At 37.3% G+C, this 13,229-nt stretch carries 25 protein-coding genes; 6 read left to right on the top strand and 19 right to left on the bottom strand.

Features of this window, described 5'->3' with window-relative positions:
* The first annotated feature begins 65 nt into the window (after window positions 1–65).
* The 6 genes from NIL_RS10265 to NIL_RS10240 are packed head-to-tail and all read left to right on the top strand — an operon-like array spanning window position 66 to window position 1,755.
* Window positions 66–404: a C-type lectin-like domain-containing protein gene (locus NIL_RS10265; RefSeq protein WP_187648730.1), complete on the top strand. Its 339-nt coding sequence runs from the start codon at window positions 66–68 to the stop codon at window positions 402–404.
* A 15-nt stretch (window positions 405–419) separates the two neighbouring features.
* Window positions 420–629, top strand: coding sequence for a hypothetical protein (locus NIL_RS10260; RefSeq protein ID WP_187648729.1), 210 nt, complete (start codon window positions 420–422; stop codon window positions 627–629).
* 1 nt (window position 630) lies between these two features.
* Window positions 631–975 (top strand): hypothetical protein, encoded by a 345-nt coding sequence (locus NIL_RS10255; protein WP_187648728.1) that lies wholly within the window; start codon window positions 631–633, stop codon window positions 973–975.
* The gene (locus NIL_RS10250) at window positions 968–1,246 is read left to right on the top strand and encodes a hypothetical protein (protein ID WP_187648727.1); all 279 of its coding nucleotides are present in this window, start codon (window positions 968–970) and stop codon (window positions 1,244–1,246) included. Before NIL_RS10255 ends, NIL_RS10250 begins: the two co-directional genes overlap by 8 nt.
* Before the next feature lie 11 nt (window positions 1,247–1,257).
* Complete coding sequence (locus NIL_RS10245; protein ID WP_187648726.1) at window positions 1,258–1,497, top strand: WGR domain-containing protein; 240 nt, start codon at window positions 1,258–1,260, stop codon at window positions 1,495–1,497.
* A gap of 12 nt (window positions 1,498–1,509) precedes the next feature.
* On the top strand, window positions 1,510–1,755 hold the full coding sequence (locus NIL_RS10240) for a hypothetical protein (RefSeq protein ID WP_187648725.1): 246 nt from the start codon (window positions 1,510–1,512) through the stop codon (window positions 1,753–1,755).
* Window positions 1,756–1,990: 235 nt separating this feature from the next.
* Here NIL_RS10240 and NIL_RS10235 read toward each other — a convergent pair whose 3' ends face one another.
* The 19 genes from NIL_RS10235 to NIL_RS10145 all read right to left on the bottom strand — a co-directional run bounded on the left by NIL_RS10235 (window position 1,991) and on the right by NIL_RS10145 (window position 13,229).
* Window positions 1,991–2,263 carry a hypothetical protein gene (locus NIL_RS10235; protein ID WP_187648724.1) on the bottom strand — a complete coding sequence of 91 codons (273 nt, stop codon included), beginning with the start codon at window positions 2,261–2,263 and terminating at the stop codon, window positions 1,991–1,993.
* Between the two features lie 9 nt (window positions 2,264–2,272).
* A complete protein-coding gene (locus tag NIL_RS10230; protein ID WP_187648723.1) occupies window positions 2,273–2,422 on the bottom strand; it encodes a hypothetical protein in 150 nt (49 codons plus the stop codon).
* Between the two features lie 172 nt (window positions 2,423–2,594).
* Window positions 2,595–3,125, bottom strand: coding sequence for an HD domain-containing protein (locus tag NIL_RS10225; RefSeq protein ID WP_187648722.1), 531 nt, complete (start codon window positions 3,123–3,125; stop codon window positions 2,595–2,597).
* A gap of 12 nt (window positions 3,126–3,137) precedes the next feature.
* Entirely contained in the window at window positions 3,138–3,386 is a 249-nt protein-coding gene (locus NIL_RS10220) for a DUF6926 domain-containing protein (RefSeq protein ID WP_187648721.1), read from the bottom strand.
* 14 nt (window positions 3,387–3,400) lie between these two features.
* Complete coding sequence (locus NIL_RS10215) at window positions 3,401–3,814, bottom strand: hypothetical protein (protein WP_187648720.1); 414 nt, start codon at window positions 3,812–3,814, stop codon at window positions 3,401–3,403.
* A 21-nt stretch (window positions 3,815–3,835) separates the two neighbouring features.
* Window positions 3,836–5,557 (bottom strand): DUF4942 domain-containing protein, encoded by a 1,722-nt coding sequence (locus NIL_RS10210; protein ID WP_187648719.1) that lies wholly within the window; start codon window positions 5,555–5,557, stop codon window positions 3,836–3,838.
* Between the two features lie 12 nt (window positions 5,558–5,569).
* Window positions 5,570–5,806: a hypothetical protein gene (locus NIL_RS10205; RefSeq protein WP_187648718.1), complete on the bottom strand. Its 237-nt coding sequence runs from the start codon at window positions 5,804–5,806 to the stop codon at window positions 5,570–5,572.
* 48 nt (window positions 5,807–5,854) lie between these two features.
* Window positions 5,855–6,049, bottom strand: coding sequence for a hypothetical protein (locus NIL_RS10200; RefSeq protein ID WP_187648717.1), 195 nt, complete (start codon window positions 6,047–6,049; stop codon window positions 5,855–5,857).
* 34 nt (window positions 6,050–6,083) lie between these two features.
* Complete coding sequence (locus NIL_RS10195; protein ID WP_187648716.1) at window positions 6,084–7,229, bottom strand: toprim domain-containing protein; 1,146 nt, start codon at window positions 7,227–7,229, stop codon at window positions 6,084–6,086.
* Between the two features lie 19 nt (window positions 7,230–7,248).
* Window positions 7,249–8,124: a hypothetical protein gene (locus NIL_RS10190; RefSeq protein ID WP_187648715.1), complete on the bottom strand. Its 876-nt coding sequence runs from the start codon at window positions 8,122–8,124 to the stop codon at window positions 7,249–7,251.
* Window positions 8,121–8,561: a hypothetical protein gene (locus NIL_RS10185; RefSeq protein WP_187648714.1), complete on the bottom strand. Its 441-nt coding sequence runs from the start codon at window positions 8,559–8,561 to the stop codon at window positions 8,121–8,123. The genes NIL_RS10190 and NIL_RS10185 overlap by 4 nt, the downstream gene beginning before the upstream one ends.
* Complete coding sequence (locus tag NIL_RS10180) at window positions 8,558–9,115, bottom strand: hypothetical protein (RefSeq protein ID WP_187648713.1); 558 nt, start codon at window positions 9,113–9,115, stop codon at window positions 8,558–8,560. The genes NIL_RS10185 and NIL_RS10180 overlap by 4 nt, the downstream gene beginning before the upstream one ends.
* 22 nt (window positions 9,116–9,137) lie before the next feature.
* Window positions 9,138–9,581, bottom strand: a complete 444-nt coding sequence (locus NIL_RS10175; protein WP_187648712.1) for a DUF6011 domain-containing protein — start codon at window positions 9,579–9,581, stop codon at window positions 9,138–9,140.
* Window positions 9,582–9,592: 11 nt separating this feature from the next.
* Window positions 9,593–9,862, bottom strand: a complete 270-nt coding sequence (locus NIL_RS10170) for a hypothetical protein (protein WP_187648711.1) — start codon at window positions 9,860–9,862, stop codon at window positions 9,593–9,595.
* Window positions 9,859–10,098 (bottom strand): hypothetical protein, encoded by a 240-nt coding sequence (locus NIL_RS10165; protein ID WP_187648710.1) that lies wholly within the window; start codon window positions 10,096–10,098, stop codon window positions 9,859–9,861. The genes NIL_RS10170 and NIL_RS10165 overlap by 4 nt, the downstream gene beginning before the upstream one ends.
* Window positions 10,099–10,109: 11 nt before the next feature.
* Complete coding sequence (locus NIL_RS10160; protein WP_187648709.1) at window positions 10,110–10,985, bottom strand: ArdC family protein; 876 nt, start codon at window positions 10,983–10,985, stop codon at window positions 10,110–10,112.
* 68 nt (window positions 10,986–11,053) lie between these two features.
* On the bottom strand, window positions 11,054–11,893 hold the full coding sequence (bet, locus tag NIL_RS10155) for a phage recombination protein Bet (RefSeq protein WP_187648708.1): 840 nt from the start codon (window positions 11,891–11,893) through the stop codon (window positions 11,054–11,056).
* 18 nt (window positions 11,894–11,911) lie between these two features.
* The gene (locus NIL_RS10150; protein WP_187648707.1) at window positions 11,912–12,163 is read right to left on the bottom strand and encodes a hypothetical protein; all 252 of its coding nucleotides are present in this window, start codon (window positions 12,161–12,163) and stop codon (window positions 11,912–11,914) included.
* 13 nt (window positions 12,164–12,176) lie between these two features.
* Window positions 12,177–13,229 (bottom strand): PD-(D/E)XK nuclease family protein, encoded by a 1,053-nt coding sequence (locus tag NIL_RS10145; RefSeq protein ID WP_246434490.1) that lies wholly within the window; start codon window positions 13,227–13,229, stop codon window positions 12,177–12,179.

Raw genomic sequence — 13,229 nt, 5'->3', positions numbered from 1 at the left:
ATATTTGTCTTGATTTATTGCTTTTAATTTAATATAATAATGATATAAACATATAAGGAGCTATAATGAAAAAACAAATTGCTTTATATATAACAATGCTTTCAACAACTCTATATGCTGATATATATGATATAACAATAGAAGCAAACGATAAAATGACATGGAATGAGGCTAAGCGCTTTTGTGCCAATAAAGGCATGATATTGCCAAGTAAAGATATAATAAAGGGTTTAAACGATAAAGAGCTGGTAGTATTTGATAGTGGACGATACTGGATTGATTATATAGCAGATTGGGGTGAAGAGAGAGGAGCTTACGGTAGAAACTATGCTATACCTTTTATAACATTACCTAAAGACAATAAACTTAAAGCAATATGTTTTCCAAAAAATTATGAAAAATAAGATAGGAGAGTCAAGGTGTTGTCATTTGAAATTGGGAAAAAAAGAATTAGTGGAATTTGGAAATATTTATATGATAATAAAGATATAGATAATAAAAAAGTCATTTTAGAGTTCGATGCAAGAAGATTTGAAGAACTTGCTTGGAATTTATCTCAAGACAATTGCTATGGTTTGCTTAAATATTTTGAAGATGCAAAGATAAAAATAAAGAATAAAAAGGATTAATATGGATAACATACTTACTGCAATCAAAACAGTCGGTGAGGTAAAAAAGGAACTTGAAAACCTCGTTGAATACGGAGCTGACAATATGCCGTATTGGTTTAGCAAAGGTCCTTTTGCAACAGACAAAGAAGCTGTTGAATATGCAATTTTGCATGATAAAACCTATAAAAAAATTAAACATTTACCGGACGATGCTTTAGTAATTGAATGTTATTCTGAACATTTCAAAAAAGTTGAATATTCTCCTTATAATAAGGAAAATAACATTATTCAGGCAACTTCCGGTTTTGGTAAAAGTTTTTCGATACATTTAGTATCAAAAAACAAAGGGGATAAAAATGGATGAAATTAAAAAACAAGACACTTCACGAGAACAACAAATAAGCGAAATAGTAAGTGAGCTTGCAGACAACAACGGAAAAAAAGCAGATCTTATCAATAAAAGAATAGATTTTGATAAAAGAACATATAAACGCCTTGAAACAATGATACCGATATATAAAGATGAAATAGGGGAAAATGTATCCCTGGGTGAGGTTATGAGCCATGTCATAAAAAAGGCTATTGACAAATTATTTGAAGAAGATTTCAAGAAAAAAATCCTTGAGGATCTTTAAAAAGAGAGCAAATGAAAAGGGTATCCCTAATAAGGCAAACTAAAAAGGGAAATATCCGTTATTACAGGATAGAACTCTTTTTGACCTTATTTGGGGATTATATACTTGAAAGGGAATACGGAAATATTCGCTATAAAGGACCAACTGGGATCAGAAAAAACTATTTTGCTCGATTTGATGAAGCAATAGCTCAATATGACAAAATAATCAAACAAAAAATTAGAAAAGGCTATAAATATCAATATGCTTAATGAAGGAAAAAGATGGAAAATAAGGTTTTTAATGTAGATAGTGAAAGGTTTTCCAAAGAATATGAATTTTTAGATGGCTATGACGATTATGTTGTTAATAAAAAAACAAAAATTGTATACAAATCAAATTTTGTAAATGGCATTGTGCAGCTGGTAGAGGTAAGCAATTTAGAAGCATTAGGAAAGATAGAAGAAGGATTTAAAGAGTTCCGGGAAAAACTGGCCAAAGAAATGGGGTTTAAGATCCCAAAAAGTTAAAATGCCTTTCTAAAACTCTCCGTAAAGAGCTTTAAAAAGGCCAAGGAGGGGCATCCCCTCTTAACCTTTACCTCCATTACAAAACGAACTGCATTTGCATATAATTAAAATCGATGTGAAGTTGATTCGGATGTTCCTCAACCCTCACATCTTTATACTCTGATTTTGAAGATCCAATCCATATCCATATTGGATTGTTTAAAAGTCTTAATTGTTTAACCCACATACTAAACTCCTATATGGCATCTTCTACAAATTTATCTAAAACAACCTCTTTGATAATAACCTTGTCATATTTCATATAAAGATTATTATCCCTGGCTGCTCTCTCAGCCGTAGCCTTATCTGTGAAGATACCATACAATAATGCCCCATCTTTTGACTCGTATATATCAGTCAAAAAGAGGCAAAAAACTTTTGAAGGCTTTTTGTTAAGCCCGACTACAACACTATTACCAATCATTATAGTTTTATCTTGATTTTTCTTAGTATGTACCAACATCTCCATTACCTCCATTTACTTCATTTCATCTATTACACAAGAATAAACATCCCAAATTGAATGTTCTTCAACAAACCTCTTGAATGCCTCTTGTCTACTTCTTGCGTAGACAACATCAATTATAATACCTCTTGCAACTTCTACCACCACATTATATGCCTTCATATGCTCCTCCTTTAATTTGATGTGTGGTGATCTCAATATTCCGTAGAATACTCAGACAACCACACATCAGAAGGAGCATAGAAGGCTGTTACCGACCTAAAGCCTTTTGGCCTTGGCGTATTCGCCGGTAACAAATAAAGCTGCCCCCGTCCAAGAGGGGCAATAATATTAACTACATTTCAAATAACTCATACCATCTGACTAAAAATTGCTGCTGCGCTTCTGCCATCGACAAAGGCTTTCCTATTACCTTTAAGGGTAAAGGATCAGCAATTTGAGTCCAATCAAAGTTAACGGTATTCATAAAGCGTAAAGCTTCAGTAACCATTAATCTTTTATCGTAGAGTTTAATAGCCTTTGGCATTGGCTTTGGCAATCCATAGATATCTGCCAATTGCTCCAATGCCCTTTCTTCAGCTCTACGATACGATTCCATTGCCGGTGAATGTTTTATAGGGGAAGGTATATCCATCCCCGTCAAACCTTCAAAGATTTCGTGCCCAAGTGCCCATTTTTTAAGTTCTATATCATCAAAAAGAGATTCCATAACCAAACAATGCTGTGCTACGGAATAAAACTCACTTGTCTGACTCCAGAACCGGCAAACCCGGCTAAGAGTCTGGGCAATAATTCTCGGATCAAAATCTTCCGGCTGAAGATTAAATGGATCGATCAATCTGCCACTTGCATTCATTACCTTCATTTTATCCTCCATTCACTTCATTTTTACCCATTCGAACTTGAGACAATCCGCTGCTAAAACACCATAAGGTCTCGCATCATGAAACTTATAAAACAATGGTTCATTATCGTTCAAGCTCCAATGTCCATAACCACGCTCTTCAACAGTTTTTTCAAGGAAATCAAGCAGCTGCTTTTCTTCTTCATCCTCAAGTCCGGTATAATCATCATTGATTAATGCACTTGCCCAATTTGCAGGCAAAGTATATTCTATTATCTCCATTTTTACCTCCATTGTTAATTTTCTTCATCTTCTTCATCATAAAAGTAACCTTGCCATGGGCAATCTTCAGAAGCAGCAAGTGCCCAGTATGGCTCACCGTCATACTCAGATAAAGCAACAATTTTTATAGGCTTATAATCTTCCGGTTTTTCATCTGAGAAAAACAGATCTATTCCTTTACCCCTTATTGCGTCCTGATCTGAGTTTTTCAGTTCTTCCAACGATTTGATCTCCGGAACAAGCCCATTGGCATACGCAAGCCATGCATAAGCGTCTATACCACCAAATTCGCCATATCCATCATAATTATGCTCTTCAATAACCCCTTCTGGAGTTACAAGAGCACAAGGTTCAGCACCTCTTGTGCTGTAAGCATTTGATATGCTTTTACCGCTTTTTGCACATCTCCAACTGAAAAATCCCATCATTTACCTCCATTATCTGCATTTTTAAAATAATCTGCCTTCTGCAAAACAAGCAGGGCGTTCTTCTTCTGTTAACTCATTGGATTTTTCTTCCACCTCGATATCAGATGGAAGAAGGTTTTTCATAGTAGATGGTAGCAGAGTGAAGTTTTTGCCAAACATTTCCGTTGCTTCTTCAAGCGAAATGTCAAATTCTTCACTTGCCTCTTTTGGAGACTTTATCCATTTGTTCAACCTTGCAGCTTCCAAGTTGAAAGCTTTCATAAATTTCTTGTTGAACTTGAAATGGATATTACCGTTTTTAAAGGCTTTAATTTCAGCAAAAACCTCACCGTTTGCCATCATAAACTCATTTTTCTTACCAGGTTCCCAATAAAAGGATTCGGCCCTATCAGTTACCTGAAAACCGAGATTTTTCGCTATTGTAATTACATCATTTATAAATACAGCAGCATCTCTGTATAACTTATTAACCGTATCCCAGTCATAAGGGGAAAAAGCCTGGTAAAAATGGTGAACTATACGATAATCCAGTGAGTAATGAGACATATTACGCTTTTCATATCTCCATCCATCCTCAATTATTCTTTTATTGGACCTATAAAGTCGCACATTATCCCGATCTGAAAGCTGATAATATACCTCTAAAAGCTGCTCATCAAAATACTTATTGGCATTTTTTATTGCCCAAATTACTACTGCATAAGCATTTTGAGAGTTGAAGTCTACGCTTGTGTGTCTTGTTAATTTTTCAAGCATAGCTTTTCTGCTTTTAGAGGTTAAGCGGTCGGTTATGGTGTCCATATTATCAAAGAGTTCCTGCCAGTAAAGGTGTTTTAAGCCTTCTATTTTCTTTTTCAGACTCTCTCTTAAACCCTTAACTGAAACACCAAGTTCTTCAAGTAAATCGGCATCCAGCTTTGAAACGGCTTTATAGTTATCGATCAAATGTCTAAACGCATTATTGTAAAGCTCTTCAAGCCGTTCCACAAGATTGCCACCTTTTACCAGCTCCTTTATTTTCTGTCTCTTTTCTCTTTTAATTTCCCACTCTGTTTTATCTTCTTCATTATCCTTAATTTCAAATTGAAACACTTCATCAAACCATGCCTCGAAAGGGTCTATATCAGGAGACTTTCTATACTTCCATTCTCCTTTTTTAGATAAATCAATTCTTATCAAAGAGACTTTCGCTCTTGCTTTTCGATCCTCGCTGTTTTCAAAGGTAAAATCCTTGATAATTTTCACCTTTGCCCGGCGAAGTTTTAAAGCATTGGCAATTCCTCGATTGCCACCCCATCTTTTAGGTATGACCAGATAGATGTGTTCGCAATTCGCCTCTTTGATGATCTTCTCTACCCACGCTGCATATTGACTATAAGGCGGATTAGAAAATATAATATCCACCTTTTTATCAATCAATGTTTGCTGCCAAAAATCGGTACCGATAATATAGATATCTTCATCAAGTGCATTCAAAAGCACTTGAGATTTTTCTATGGCATATTTGGAAGCAAAGAAAAATTTGTTCTTATCTTCCTTCTGTTTCTCGGCAATCTCTTCAATAACCTTAAAAACCTTGCCATTTCCGGCACCGATATCAAGAAAAGACTTGTTAATATAGCTATAAGGCTCAGAATTAACTACATCCCAATACATTGCCTCTATAATTTCCCTCATAGTAGGGTACCACTCATAGTCCTGATTAGCTCCCTTAATTTCCTTCAATAACTCCAATTTGCTCATATTTCACCTCCATTACTCCATTATCTCTATACCTTTTAAAGAGAGAAGCTCACGAAAATATCGGAAGCCATTCTCTCTATCCTCCATTAATGATGCAGCCAAATTTTGGATACTCCAGGGAATTTTTGCTTCATCAAGACGTTCCGCCCAGAAATCAAAAGCGGATTTTGTCTTGTTATGATATACATTCCAGCAATGAAACATAAAATCCTGAAGCAATGTAAACTGCTTTCCCGTAATTTTCATCATTCCCTCCATTATTCAACATTACATACATCTTGCTTCACATTTATTTCACTAACTTACCGAGATGTCATCTTCGGTGATCTCGTGATCGGTATTGATATATGCGCCTTGTCCACCTACGGACACAAAATAGGTATAGCCGTAACTATCCTCTGATACCAATACCACATCAATTCCATATTCCTCAACAAGCTTCTCGTCAACATAGAAACCAAATCCATTGTAGTGAACAAATACATTTGCCATTTTATTCCTCCATTTGCTTCATTAGAGCCATCTATTAGATAACCTCGATTTTCTTCATGGCACTATTTTTTAAAAGATCATTTAGATCTTTTCCAAGTTCCGCTCTCCAATTGGCCAAGTGGCAATCAACACCGGCTTTCCTTAGCTTTTTAACAAGTATCCCCCGGCCTTCTTGCCCTGGTTTATCTTGATCAAAAGCTATCACTACGGTTTTTCCCCTAAACAGTCCAAGCAGCTCATCGTTGTAGGCATGAACACCCCCAAACGATGCAAAATGCTTACCTGCCATAGCGATTGATAGTCCATCTATATGCCCTTCCGTAATCCATATTGGATTTGGCGAACTTAAAGTTTTGATCCCCAAACCAAATGGAACAGGAAAGACAATATCTGTACAGGAGATGTTCACCTCTTTGCCATATGAACGATTGTCCGTATAGCGCAACATCATCCCCTCTACCATATCGCTATAAATATCAAAATTAGGAATAACCGTAACCGGTACTTTTGCATTATATCGCCATTGGCCATTATCATTGAGCAGTTTGAAGCGAATTAGGTCCTTAACCGGAAAAAGCTTTTTGAGCTTTTCAGTAAGTACCAATATATCTGCTTCCATTAAATACCCGATCAAACCAATATACTTGCTTCCCCCCAAGGCTCTTGTTTTATAATAAGCCACCTTGCCTGTTTGATCTGTATTGAGGCTAAAGCGATACACATAAGTGTAAGCAAGTTTAAGTTTTTGCCTATCGCTCATTCTGTGGTATTGAGGGAAAAAAGGTTTTAGAGAAAGAATTTTCCGATACTTGCGTGAACTATCAAATTCACGATATCGGATCTCGTTTTTTCTGATCGGTTGGTGACTATGAACTACTTCTTCGCCCGTCAAAAATGGGATATTGAAAGTAGCATGAAGCCACTCGCAACCTTTTTTGAAATCGCCAAAATACTTCGTTGCAACAGTTACCGGGTTTCCGGAAATGTCACAAACAAAGCATTTGCAGATATTCTTGCTTTTGACGATACTCAATGAAGGATGCTTATCTCCATTTTTGTGGGCTGATGTATTACAGCAGTGCATAGTTTTTCTTGACATCGAGGGCTTTGCCCCCAATGCTTCCAAAACTTCAACTATATCAATTTGATTTAACCTTTCTAAATCATACTTCATCTCCATTACCTCCATTCCTGCATTTTTACATTGCCCACACCCCCCTTTGAACATTTCTGAAGTGATACTGCAATTGCTGCCGTATCTTTGCTCTCCAGTTTCTATTTTTTGAAATGAGGTGTTGAGCAATATTTTCTACCTCACGGTAGATCTCCTGTAAGGATGCCTGACCTCCAAGCTTCATCAAAGCAATTCTGATAGCGGATCTCCAAGTGGACGCCACCTGACGCTTGATCTCTTTGGCGGTATCCCAGGCTATTGCAAAAAGACTTTTTGCGCTTTTGCGCCATATCAAAAGATACTCATGCACAATTGGTATAAATTTACCGCTATAATGAGTTTTGTTACTCATCATATTATGCTGTACCTTGATAACTACATTCAGCAGCTCGTTTTTAGGCATCATGCCGATAAAATCGGCCTGAAATGACCGATAGCTGCCATTTTTCCTCATGTCACCTATTAGCGTAGTATAAATTCCTCCATCTTTGGTTGCTTCTCGTTGATTAAGAAGCATAACCTGAGATTTCTCAAGAAATTCATCTACACTTTTGCAATGAGAGGTGTCACCTTCAACAGGACATTTACCCCAGACTGAGCCAGAATAACGAATCATGGAATGATATGGGGGATGAGAAAAACATATATCAGCTGGACGAGGTAAAAATGAGAGTATATAGTCTTTTGTAAAGTCCTGACCTTTATACAAATCAAGACCAATATATTCTACTCCCATTTCACGACATACATCACCGGATGTGCCAGAACCTTCACACACATCTACAAAAAGAGATGGTTTAAAGTGTTCTATCAGATCCTTAATGATATAACCGCTTGTATTCCCTCTCCAGCTATTCTTCCCCCATTTTCCACGATCTGGGTATGATACTACGCTTTTCATACTGCCTCCTTGCAAGCAGACAGTATGTTGCTTTCTATTTTATATAAAGTATCATCCTTGAAGATGACTGAATCTACATCATCGCTTAGAATAAATACATTGTACTTGTCTGCAAGTTCTTTGATGTATTTCCTTGCATCTTCTATATCCTCGAAAGATGCAACTACATTCGCCTCATCAAAACACGATTTAACAATAGAATAAATCGTTCTACTCTCATAGCCAACTCTTGTAATCGTAATCCAGGTACCATCCTCAAATTGAGTAAATATGTTTTCGCCCGATTTCAGATGTTCTTCCTTTACAGGCTCAAACTTATCATTCACTCCAAGTTCGGCTATAAGATCACCTATTGCTTGATTTAAACTATCAAGATTGCCATATACAGTATTCAGATGTTCTCCATGACTATAAGAAACAAATAGCAAATACATCATTCACCTCCATTTTCTACATTTATCTCCATCACAAAAACATCCTCTTCGGTGCAATTATCTTCCATGAACTCTTCCAACTCATCGTAAGTTGAGAAAGAGCCGATAGAAGCAACCTCATTGGCAATTCTCAAGGCCTCAGCTTCGGCTTGTTCTCTTTTTTTAAAAGCAACTACTCTCTCAACTACACCGCTACGAATATAGAAAGAGCCATACAAAACATCGCACTGTTCTTGCTCGTTATCATCATCACAAGCAAGCTGGTAATAATCCTCAAAATAGTGTTCAAGTCTTACACATATATCAATAATAGTACCGAACCGTTCAGACTCAATATTCCCAAGGTTTACACCTTGCAAATCAACAACTCTAAATTCTCCATTCTCAAAGTAAACATCAAATTCCAGTAGCCCAATCAAATGAAGCAACTGGACATCTGTTAAATCTTCAAAAAACAGCTGATCGTTTTTCCAAAAATGGCAAAAATTAATTTTCTCTTGCTCTTTAGGAACAAGCAGACCATCCTCTTCTATTTCTATATTTTCCAACATCTCCATTTCCTCCATTATCTAAAATTTTTTAACTAAACAAACCGCCTACCTCACTAAAATATCTTGCTTTTGCAACTTCTATTGCAGTATCGAGGTTTGTTGTCGGAGTACCGTGTAAAGCAAGGCTTTTGAAACCCATTTGCTCACTCCAAAAATCCCATACACCTTCACTATCACGGTATATGACAGATTTGACACCTATCTCGCTACAAACATTATCAATATTGTTTGTAACCGACATGAAACCTGATATATCCTTGTCGATAACAACTCCGACTTTTTCACCCTTAATTTCGATTATGTAATAAACATAATCGCTTTGAGGGGCAAACCCCTCATTTTTGTTTTTAGGCTTTGGATTAAAAAGTGCATACCTCGCTGCACAAACATCACCCATGCCCCTTTCTATGCTTGCTATTTTTGTAAGCGGTTTGCCGCAAATGCAGCATCTATTGCCTCCATTTCCCATCATTCACCTCCATCTCAAAATAAAGTAGGAGTTTTTCGTTCCCACTCTTTATAAAACTTTAACCACGCTTCAATTGGTATCCAGTGTGTCAACTTGCCAACTGCTTTTTGCAGTTCCGGATCAATGTTGTAGATTTTGATAAACTCTATAACAACCTGATCTCCATCGCCTTCTTCAAGCAAATTGTCAAATTGACGGCCAAAGTATTTATAGTTGTTTATACAATCATTTGCTGCGTTTATTGCAAGTTTTTTTATCTGATTTGCTTTGCTTAAAGCGTTCATTGCTGCATTTCCTCCATTTTCTGTTTTTTTCTATTACCTACCCATCCAGTTATGAGTTTAATGAGATCGGGTTTTTCTCTAACCGCAACAATTGTTGCGTTTCCGGTAGTAACCTCAAAAATGCGAGCTTTTGGATTTTTTGCTATCTCCATATGAAGCTTTGCGATAGCACTCAAATCAAAGTATCTTTCCCCCAGTCTCTCAATAAAGTGTTTAGTGGGTATAATCCTTAACATATTCGCCTCCATTATGCTGCATTTTCTTCATCCTCCTCGGCTTGATTTCCAAGTTTTAAGAGATAATCAAAAGCCTCTTGTGCTTTGCTTGCTGCTCGCCACAAATAACGATAGTCGTCCTTGATGGCTTTTAGCCAAGACTTCAAATATGCCCCGTGTCTTGCTTCTTCAATCTCAACTCCAAAATGGCTGCTTAGAAACACACTGCCAAGCTCTGCCACAAGCTCCTCAAAGGCATAGTCCTTCGTTCCGAAACGATTTTTAATCTCCCGATTCAGTCGGTGAGACGCTCCGCTCCAGTGCGTAAGCTCGTGAAAGAGTGTTGAGTAGTAAGCATCGGGGTTTTTGAAATCAACAATGTTTGGCATTGTAATTAAGTCTAAAGCTGGAGTGTAGGCCGGCTCACCATGAGATATAACCGGACTCACATTATCAATGAAAGTTTCGATTTGCTCATTCCGCTCATCGGTACCAACTGGCTCCGGCAAGGAATAATCAATTCCCTCCGTATCCTCAATATTAAATACCCGGTACATTCTGAGCATTGGAACTCGCCTTTTAATTGGGTTGTTATTCTCATCAAGCTCATCACTCTCAATCTCGATCATCTTATAAAAGTAGATCTCGATGCTTTTTGCTCCCTTTTTGATCTTCCCTCCAAGCTCATTGGCTTGCTTGAGAGTAAGAAAATAAGGAGTCTTATAACCTCGTTCCTGCATTACAAACGACAAATATAAGGTATTAAAACCTCTATACGGTCGTTTTGTTACAAAGTTTTGAGGAGTAAGAGAGTGACTTACCCAACTTTTAACCCACTTGCTTCCATCATTTTCCATTACCTCAATCATTCTCTCGACAATTGCTTTCAAGCCTTCTTGAAGTTTCATCTTCATTTCCTCCATTATCTGCATTTTGTGGTTATTAAACAAAAAAAGCCAACCTCAAAGGTTGGCTATTAGGCTGACAGCTTTTTGATCCATATCTTCTTGTTTGTATGATATGAATACCCAAGAGACCTTAATTGGTTAGTTTTTCCATAAGTGCTACCAACGACTTTTACAAAACCGTCTTTATATTCGCAATTCAACCCAAGTTGAGCCAAAGCATCAATTTCTTGCTGTATAAGCTTTTGATTTTCCGCCTCAACATCAACTTGGGCCTCAACGGTTTCTGTATCTATTATTACATCGCCAGTATCACTTATACCAACACCAACTTCTTCTGGAGAGTAAAGCCCACTAATATTAAAAGCCTTACGGAGAGCCTGACTCTCCGCAACTTTCTTTAACATTGTATGAGGCTTTTCTGCCCAAAATCGTGTTGGTTCTCCACTTTTTTTTCTTTGAACATATTCAGAATAAAAAACCTCTACGACAAACGGCATTTGACTATCTGTACGCCATACTTTTGCAATAGCCACCAAATCCGTTGTCATTTTCCACTCACCATCGATCAATTTTGGAACTTCTTTTAAGGTAGAGGTTGATTCAATACCACCAAACTTTCCACTACGGTGGGCAATGGCAAGAAACCCATCTCTGCCCACTAAAGGTTCTATCTTCTCATGCCACATCCCGTTGTCGTCCTGGGATTTTCTTGGCACGAAATAGATCTGTTTGGTGATAGGATTGAGATTGAATTGTTTTGCAACCTCAAAGCAGTAATTCATTTCCTCCGGTTTTGCGTTCGGCGGGAAAAACTGCTTTTTGACAACCTCGATTTCCTCTTGTGTTAACCAACCTTTTTTACTGCCAGCTGTTACCACTCCATTTCCTGTATTCATTGTTTTATTCATCTCCATTTCCTCCATTAATTATTTTGCAACTTTCAAGATTTGAATAAGTTTCAAGTCACCTTCCCAATTTATGTCATCATGATTACCTTGCCAATCTTCCGATTCACAAGCCGGGCATACCTCAAAATCTTCGGTATCCACATAACCACAATCATTGCAAACAAAACTCTGACCTCCATTTAGCATTATTCTGAACTGCAACTCGATATCATCGTATGATGTATCGGTGTAAATAATGCCTTTATTATCCATTATTGCGTATAGTTGCATCTCCATTCCTTCATTATTTAACTTGAATATAACCCTTGCGGGTAACTTCTTTACCAAACTTGTTAATTAGCATCTCATAAAGAGCAGGACGCTCTTTTTTGAGAGCTTTAGTGTCAATAGAAGTATATGAAGTATCGCTGGTTAGCGATATAAATGCTTCATCTGCTTTTATTTTACGAACTTTTGCGGTTCTCATAAATTCTTCAAGCTCCGCTTTTTTGGCCTTTAGGACCTTCTCAGTCTCTTTTTTCTCTTTTTCAAGACGAGCCACCTCTTTGGCCAATTGAAGCAGATCAGCTTGCACCTCTACGACACCACTCTCCATAAGAGGACAACTCATTTTATGTGGACACATTGAGCAATACAGTTGCTCTTCAGCTTCCGGTTCTTTCCCTTCTTTTATCGCTTTCACCAAAACACTTGCACGCTGAATTGCCAACTTTGCAAGCTTCTCGTTGTATGCAATCTCAAAAGTTTTGAACCATCCGCTGTTAAGGTCAATCGCAACTATATATGCCCGTATGGACTTAGATTCATCACGATTGATCTTTAGAAGATGCAACTGATACTGCACTTGCAATATCCAACTGTTATAAGCCTCTGTAATTGGCGATCCTACACTTTTTGCCTCAATAATTACAGCTTCGCCATTGTTTTCAAGCAAAAAGTCAATATGACTTTTAATCTTGAACCCGTTAATAGCAGCTGTAACCTCTACTTGCTCTTGTATTGGCAAACCGTGAAGCATTTTGCGGGTAATGCCTTCGGCGATATGTCCTCTTTCAAAGCGGATCAGCGTAGCCATATCATGCTTTATATCTGGGTTTATCTTGTTAAGATAAGTAGCTCTCAGACAACTGCCAATATCGCTACTACCCACATACTTCTTGCGATCACCAAGTGTTTTAAGACTCTCATCTTTAAGTACCTTCGGTAAGTTTTTCTCTATGAACAACTCAAGTCTTGTTTTCTTCATATCTTCATTACCTCCATTTAGATTAATAATTGTTTCCGCATACTTTGCTACATCCTGTGTTGTAAGCGCAACCCATCCATTTACCACCAT

Source organism: Nitrosophilus labii (genome assembly GCF_014466985.1).
In the GTDB taxonomy this organism is placed as follows: domain Bacteria; phylum Campylobacterota; class Campylobacteria; order Campylobacterales; family Nitratiruptoraceae; genus Nitrosophilus_A; species Nitrosophilus_A labii.
Note: the sequence above shows the minus strand (reverse complement) of the source record. Positions and strands in the feature narration are given on the sequence as shown.

Coding starts and splice junctions, on each gene's coding strand:
- NIL_RS10170 (WP_187648711.1), bottom strand. CDS start 9,862: ATGAACGCTTTAAGCAAAGCAAATCAGATAAAAAAACTTGCAATAAAC.
- NIL_RS10245 (WP_187648726.1), top strand. CDS start 1,258: ATGAAAAGGGTATCCCTAATAAGGCAAACTAAAAAGGGAAATATCCGT.
- bet (WP_187648708.1), bottom strand. CDS start 11,893: ATGAATAAAACAATGAATACAGGAAATGGAGTGGTAACAGCTGGCAGT.
- NIL_RS10165 (WP_187648710.1), bottom strand. CDS start 10,098: ATGTTAAGGATTATACCCACTAAACACTTTATTGAGAGACTGGGGGAA.
- NIL_RS10175 (WP_187648712.1), bottom strand. CDS start 9,581: ATGATGGGAAATGGAGGCAATAGATGCTGCATTTGCGGCAAACCGCTT.
- NIL_RS10210 (WP_187648719.1), bottom strand. CDS start 5,557: ATGAGCAAATTGGAGTTATTGAAGGAAATTAAGGGAGCTAATCAGGAC.
- NIL_RS10150 (WP_187648707.1), bottom strand. CDS start 12,163: ATGCAACTATACGCAATAATGGATAATAAAGGCATTATTTACACCGAT.
- NIL_RS10215 (WP_187648720.1), bottom strand. CDS start 3,814: ATGATGGGATTTTTCAGTTGGAGATGTGCAAAAAGCGGTAAAAGCATA.
- NIL_RS10185 (WP_187648714.1), bottom strand. CDS start 8,561: ATGATGTATTTGCTATTTGTTTCTTATAGTCATGGAGAACATCTGAAT.
- NIL_RS10265 (WP_187648730.1), top strand. CDS start 66: ATGAAAAAACAAATTGCTTTATATATAACAATGCTTTCAACAACTCTA.
- NIL_RS10235 (WP_187648724.1), bottom strand. CDS start 2,263: ATGGAGATGTTGGTACATACTAAGAAAAATCAAGATAAAACTATAATG.
- NIL_RS10145 (WP_246434490.1), bottom strand. CDS start 13,229: ATGGTGGTAAATGGATGGGTTGCGCTTACAACACAGGATGTAGCAAAG.
- NIL_RS10225 (WP_187648722.1), bottom strand. CDS start 3,125: ATGAAGGTAATGAATGCAAGTGGCAGATTGATCGATCCATTTAATCTT.
- NIL_RS10240 (WP_187648725.1), top strand. CDS start 1,510: ATGGAAAATAAGGTTTTTAATGTAGATAGTGAAAGGTTTTCCAAAGAA.
- NIL_RS10255 (WP_187648728.1), top strand. CDS start 631: ATGGATAACATACTTACTGCAATCAAAACAGTCGGTGAGGTAAAAAAG.
- NIL_RS10220 (WP_187648721.1), bottom strand. CDS start 3,386: ATGGAGATAATAGAATATACTTTGCCTGCAAATTGGGCAAGTGCATTA.
- NIL_RS10200 (WP_187648717.1), bottom strand. CDS start 6,049: ATGGCAAATGTATTTGTTCACTACAATGGATTTGGTTTCTATGTTGAC.
- NIL_RS10190 (WP_187648715.1), bottom strand. CDS start 8,124: ATGAAAAGCGTAGTATCATACCCAGATCGTGGAAAATGGGGGAAGAAT.
- NIL_RS10180 (WP_187648713.1), bottom strand. CDS start 9,115: ATGGAGATGTTGGAAAATATAGAAATAGAAGAGGATGGTCTGCTTGTT.
- NIL_RS10205 (WP_187648718.1), bottom strand. CDS start 5,806: ATGATGAAAATTACGGGAAAGCAGTTTACATTGCTTCAGGATTTTATG.
- NIL_RS10250 (WP_187648727.1), top strand. CDS start 968: ATGGATGAAATTAAAAAACAAGACACTTCACGAGAACAACAAATAAGC.
- NIL_RS10230 (WP_187648723.1), bottom strand. CDS start 2,422: ATGAAGGCATATAATGTGGTGGTAGAAGTTGCAAGAGGTATTATAATT.
- NIL_RS10195 (WP_187648716.1), bottom strand. CDS start 7,229: ATGGAGATGAAGTATGATTTAGAAAGGTTAAATCAAATTGATATAGTT.
- NIL_RS10160 (WP_187648709.1), bottom strand. CDS start 10,985: ATGAAACTTCAAGAAGGCTTGAAAGCAATTGTCGAGAGAATGATTGAG.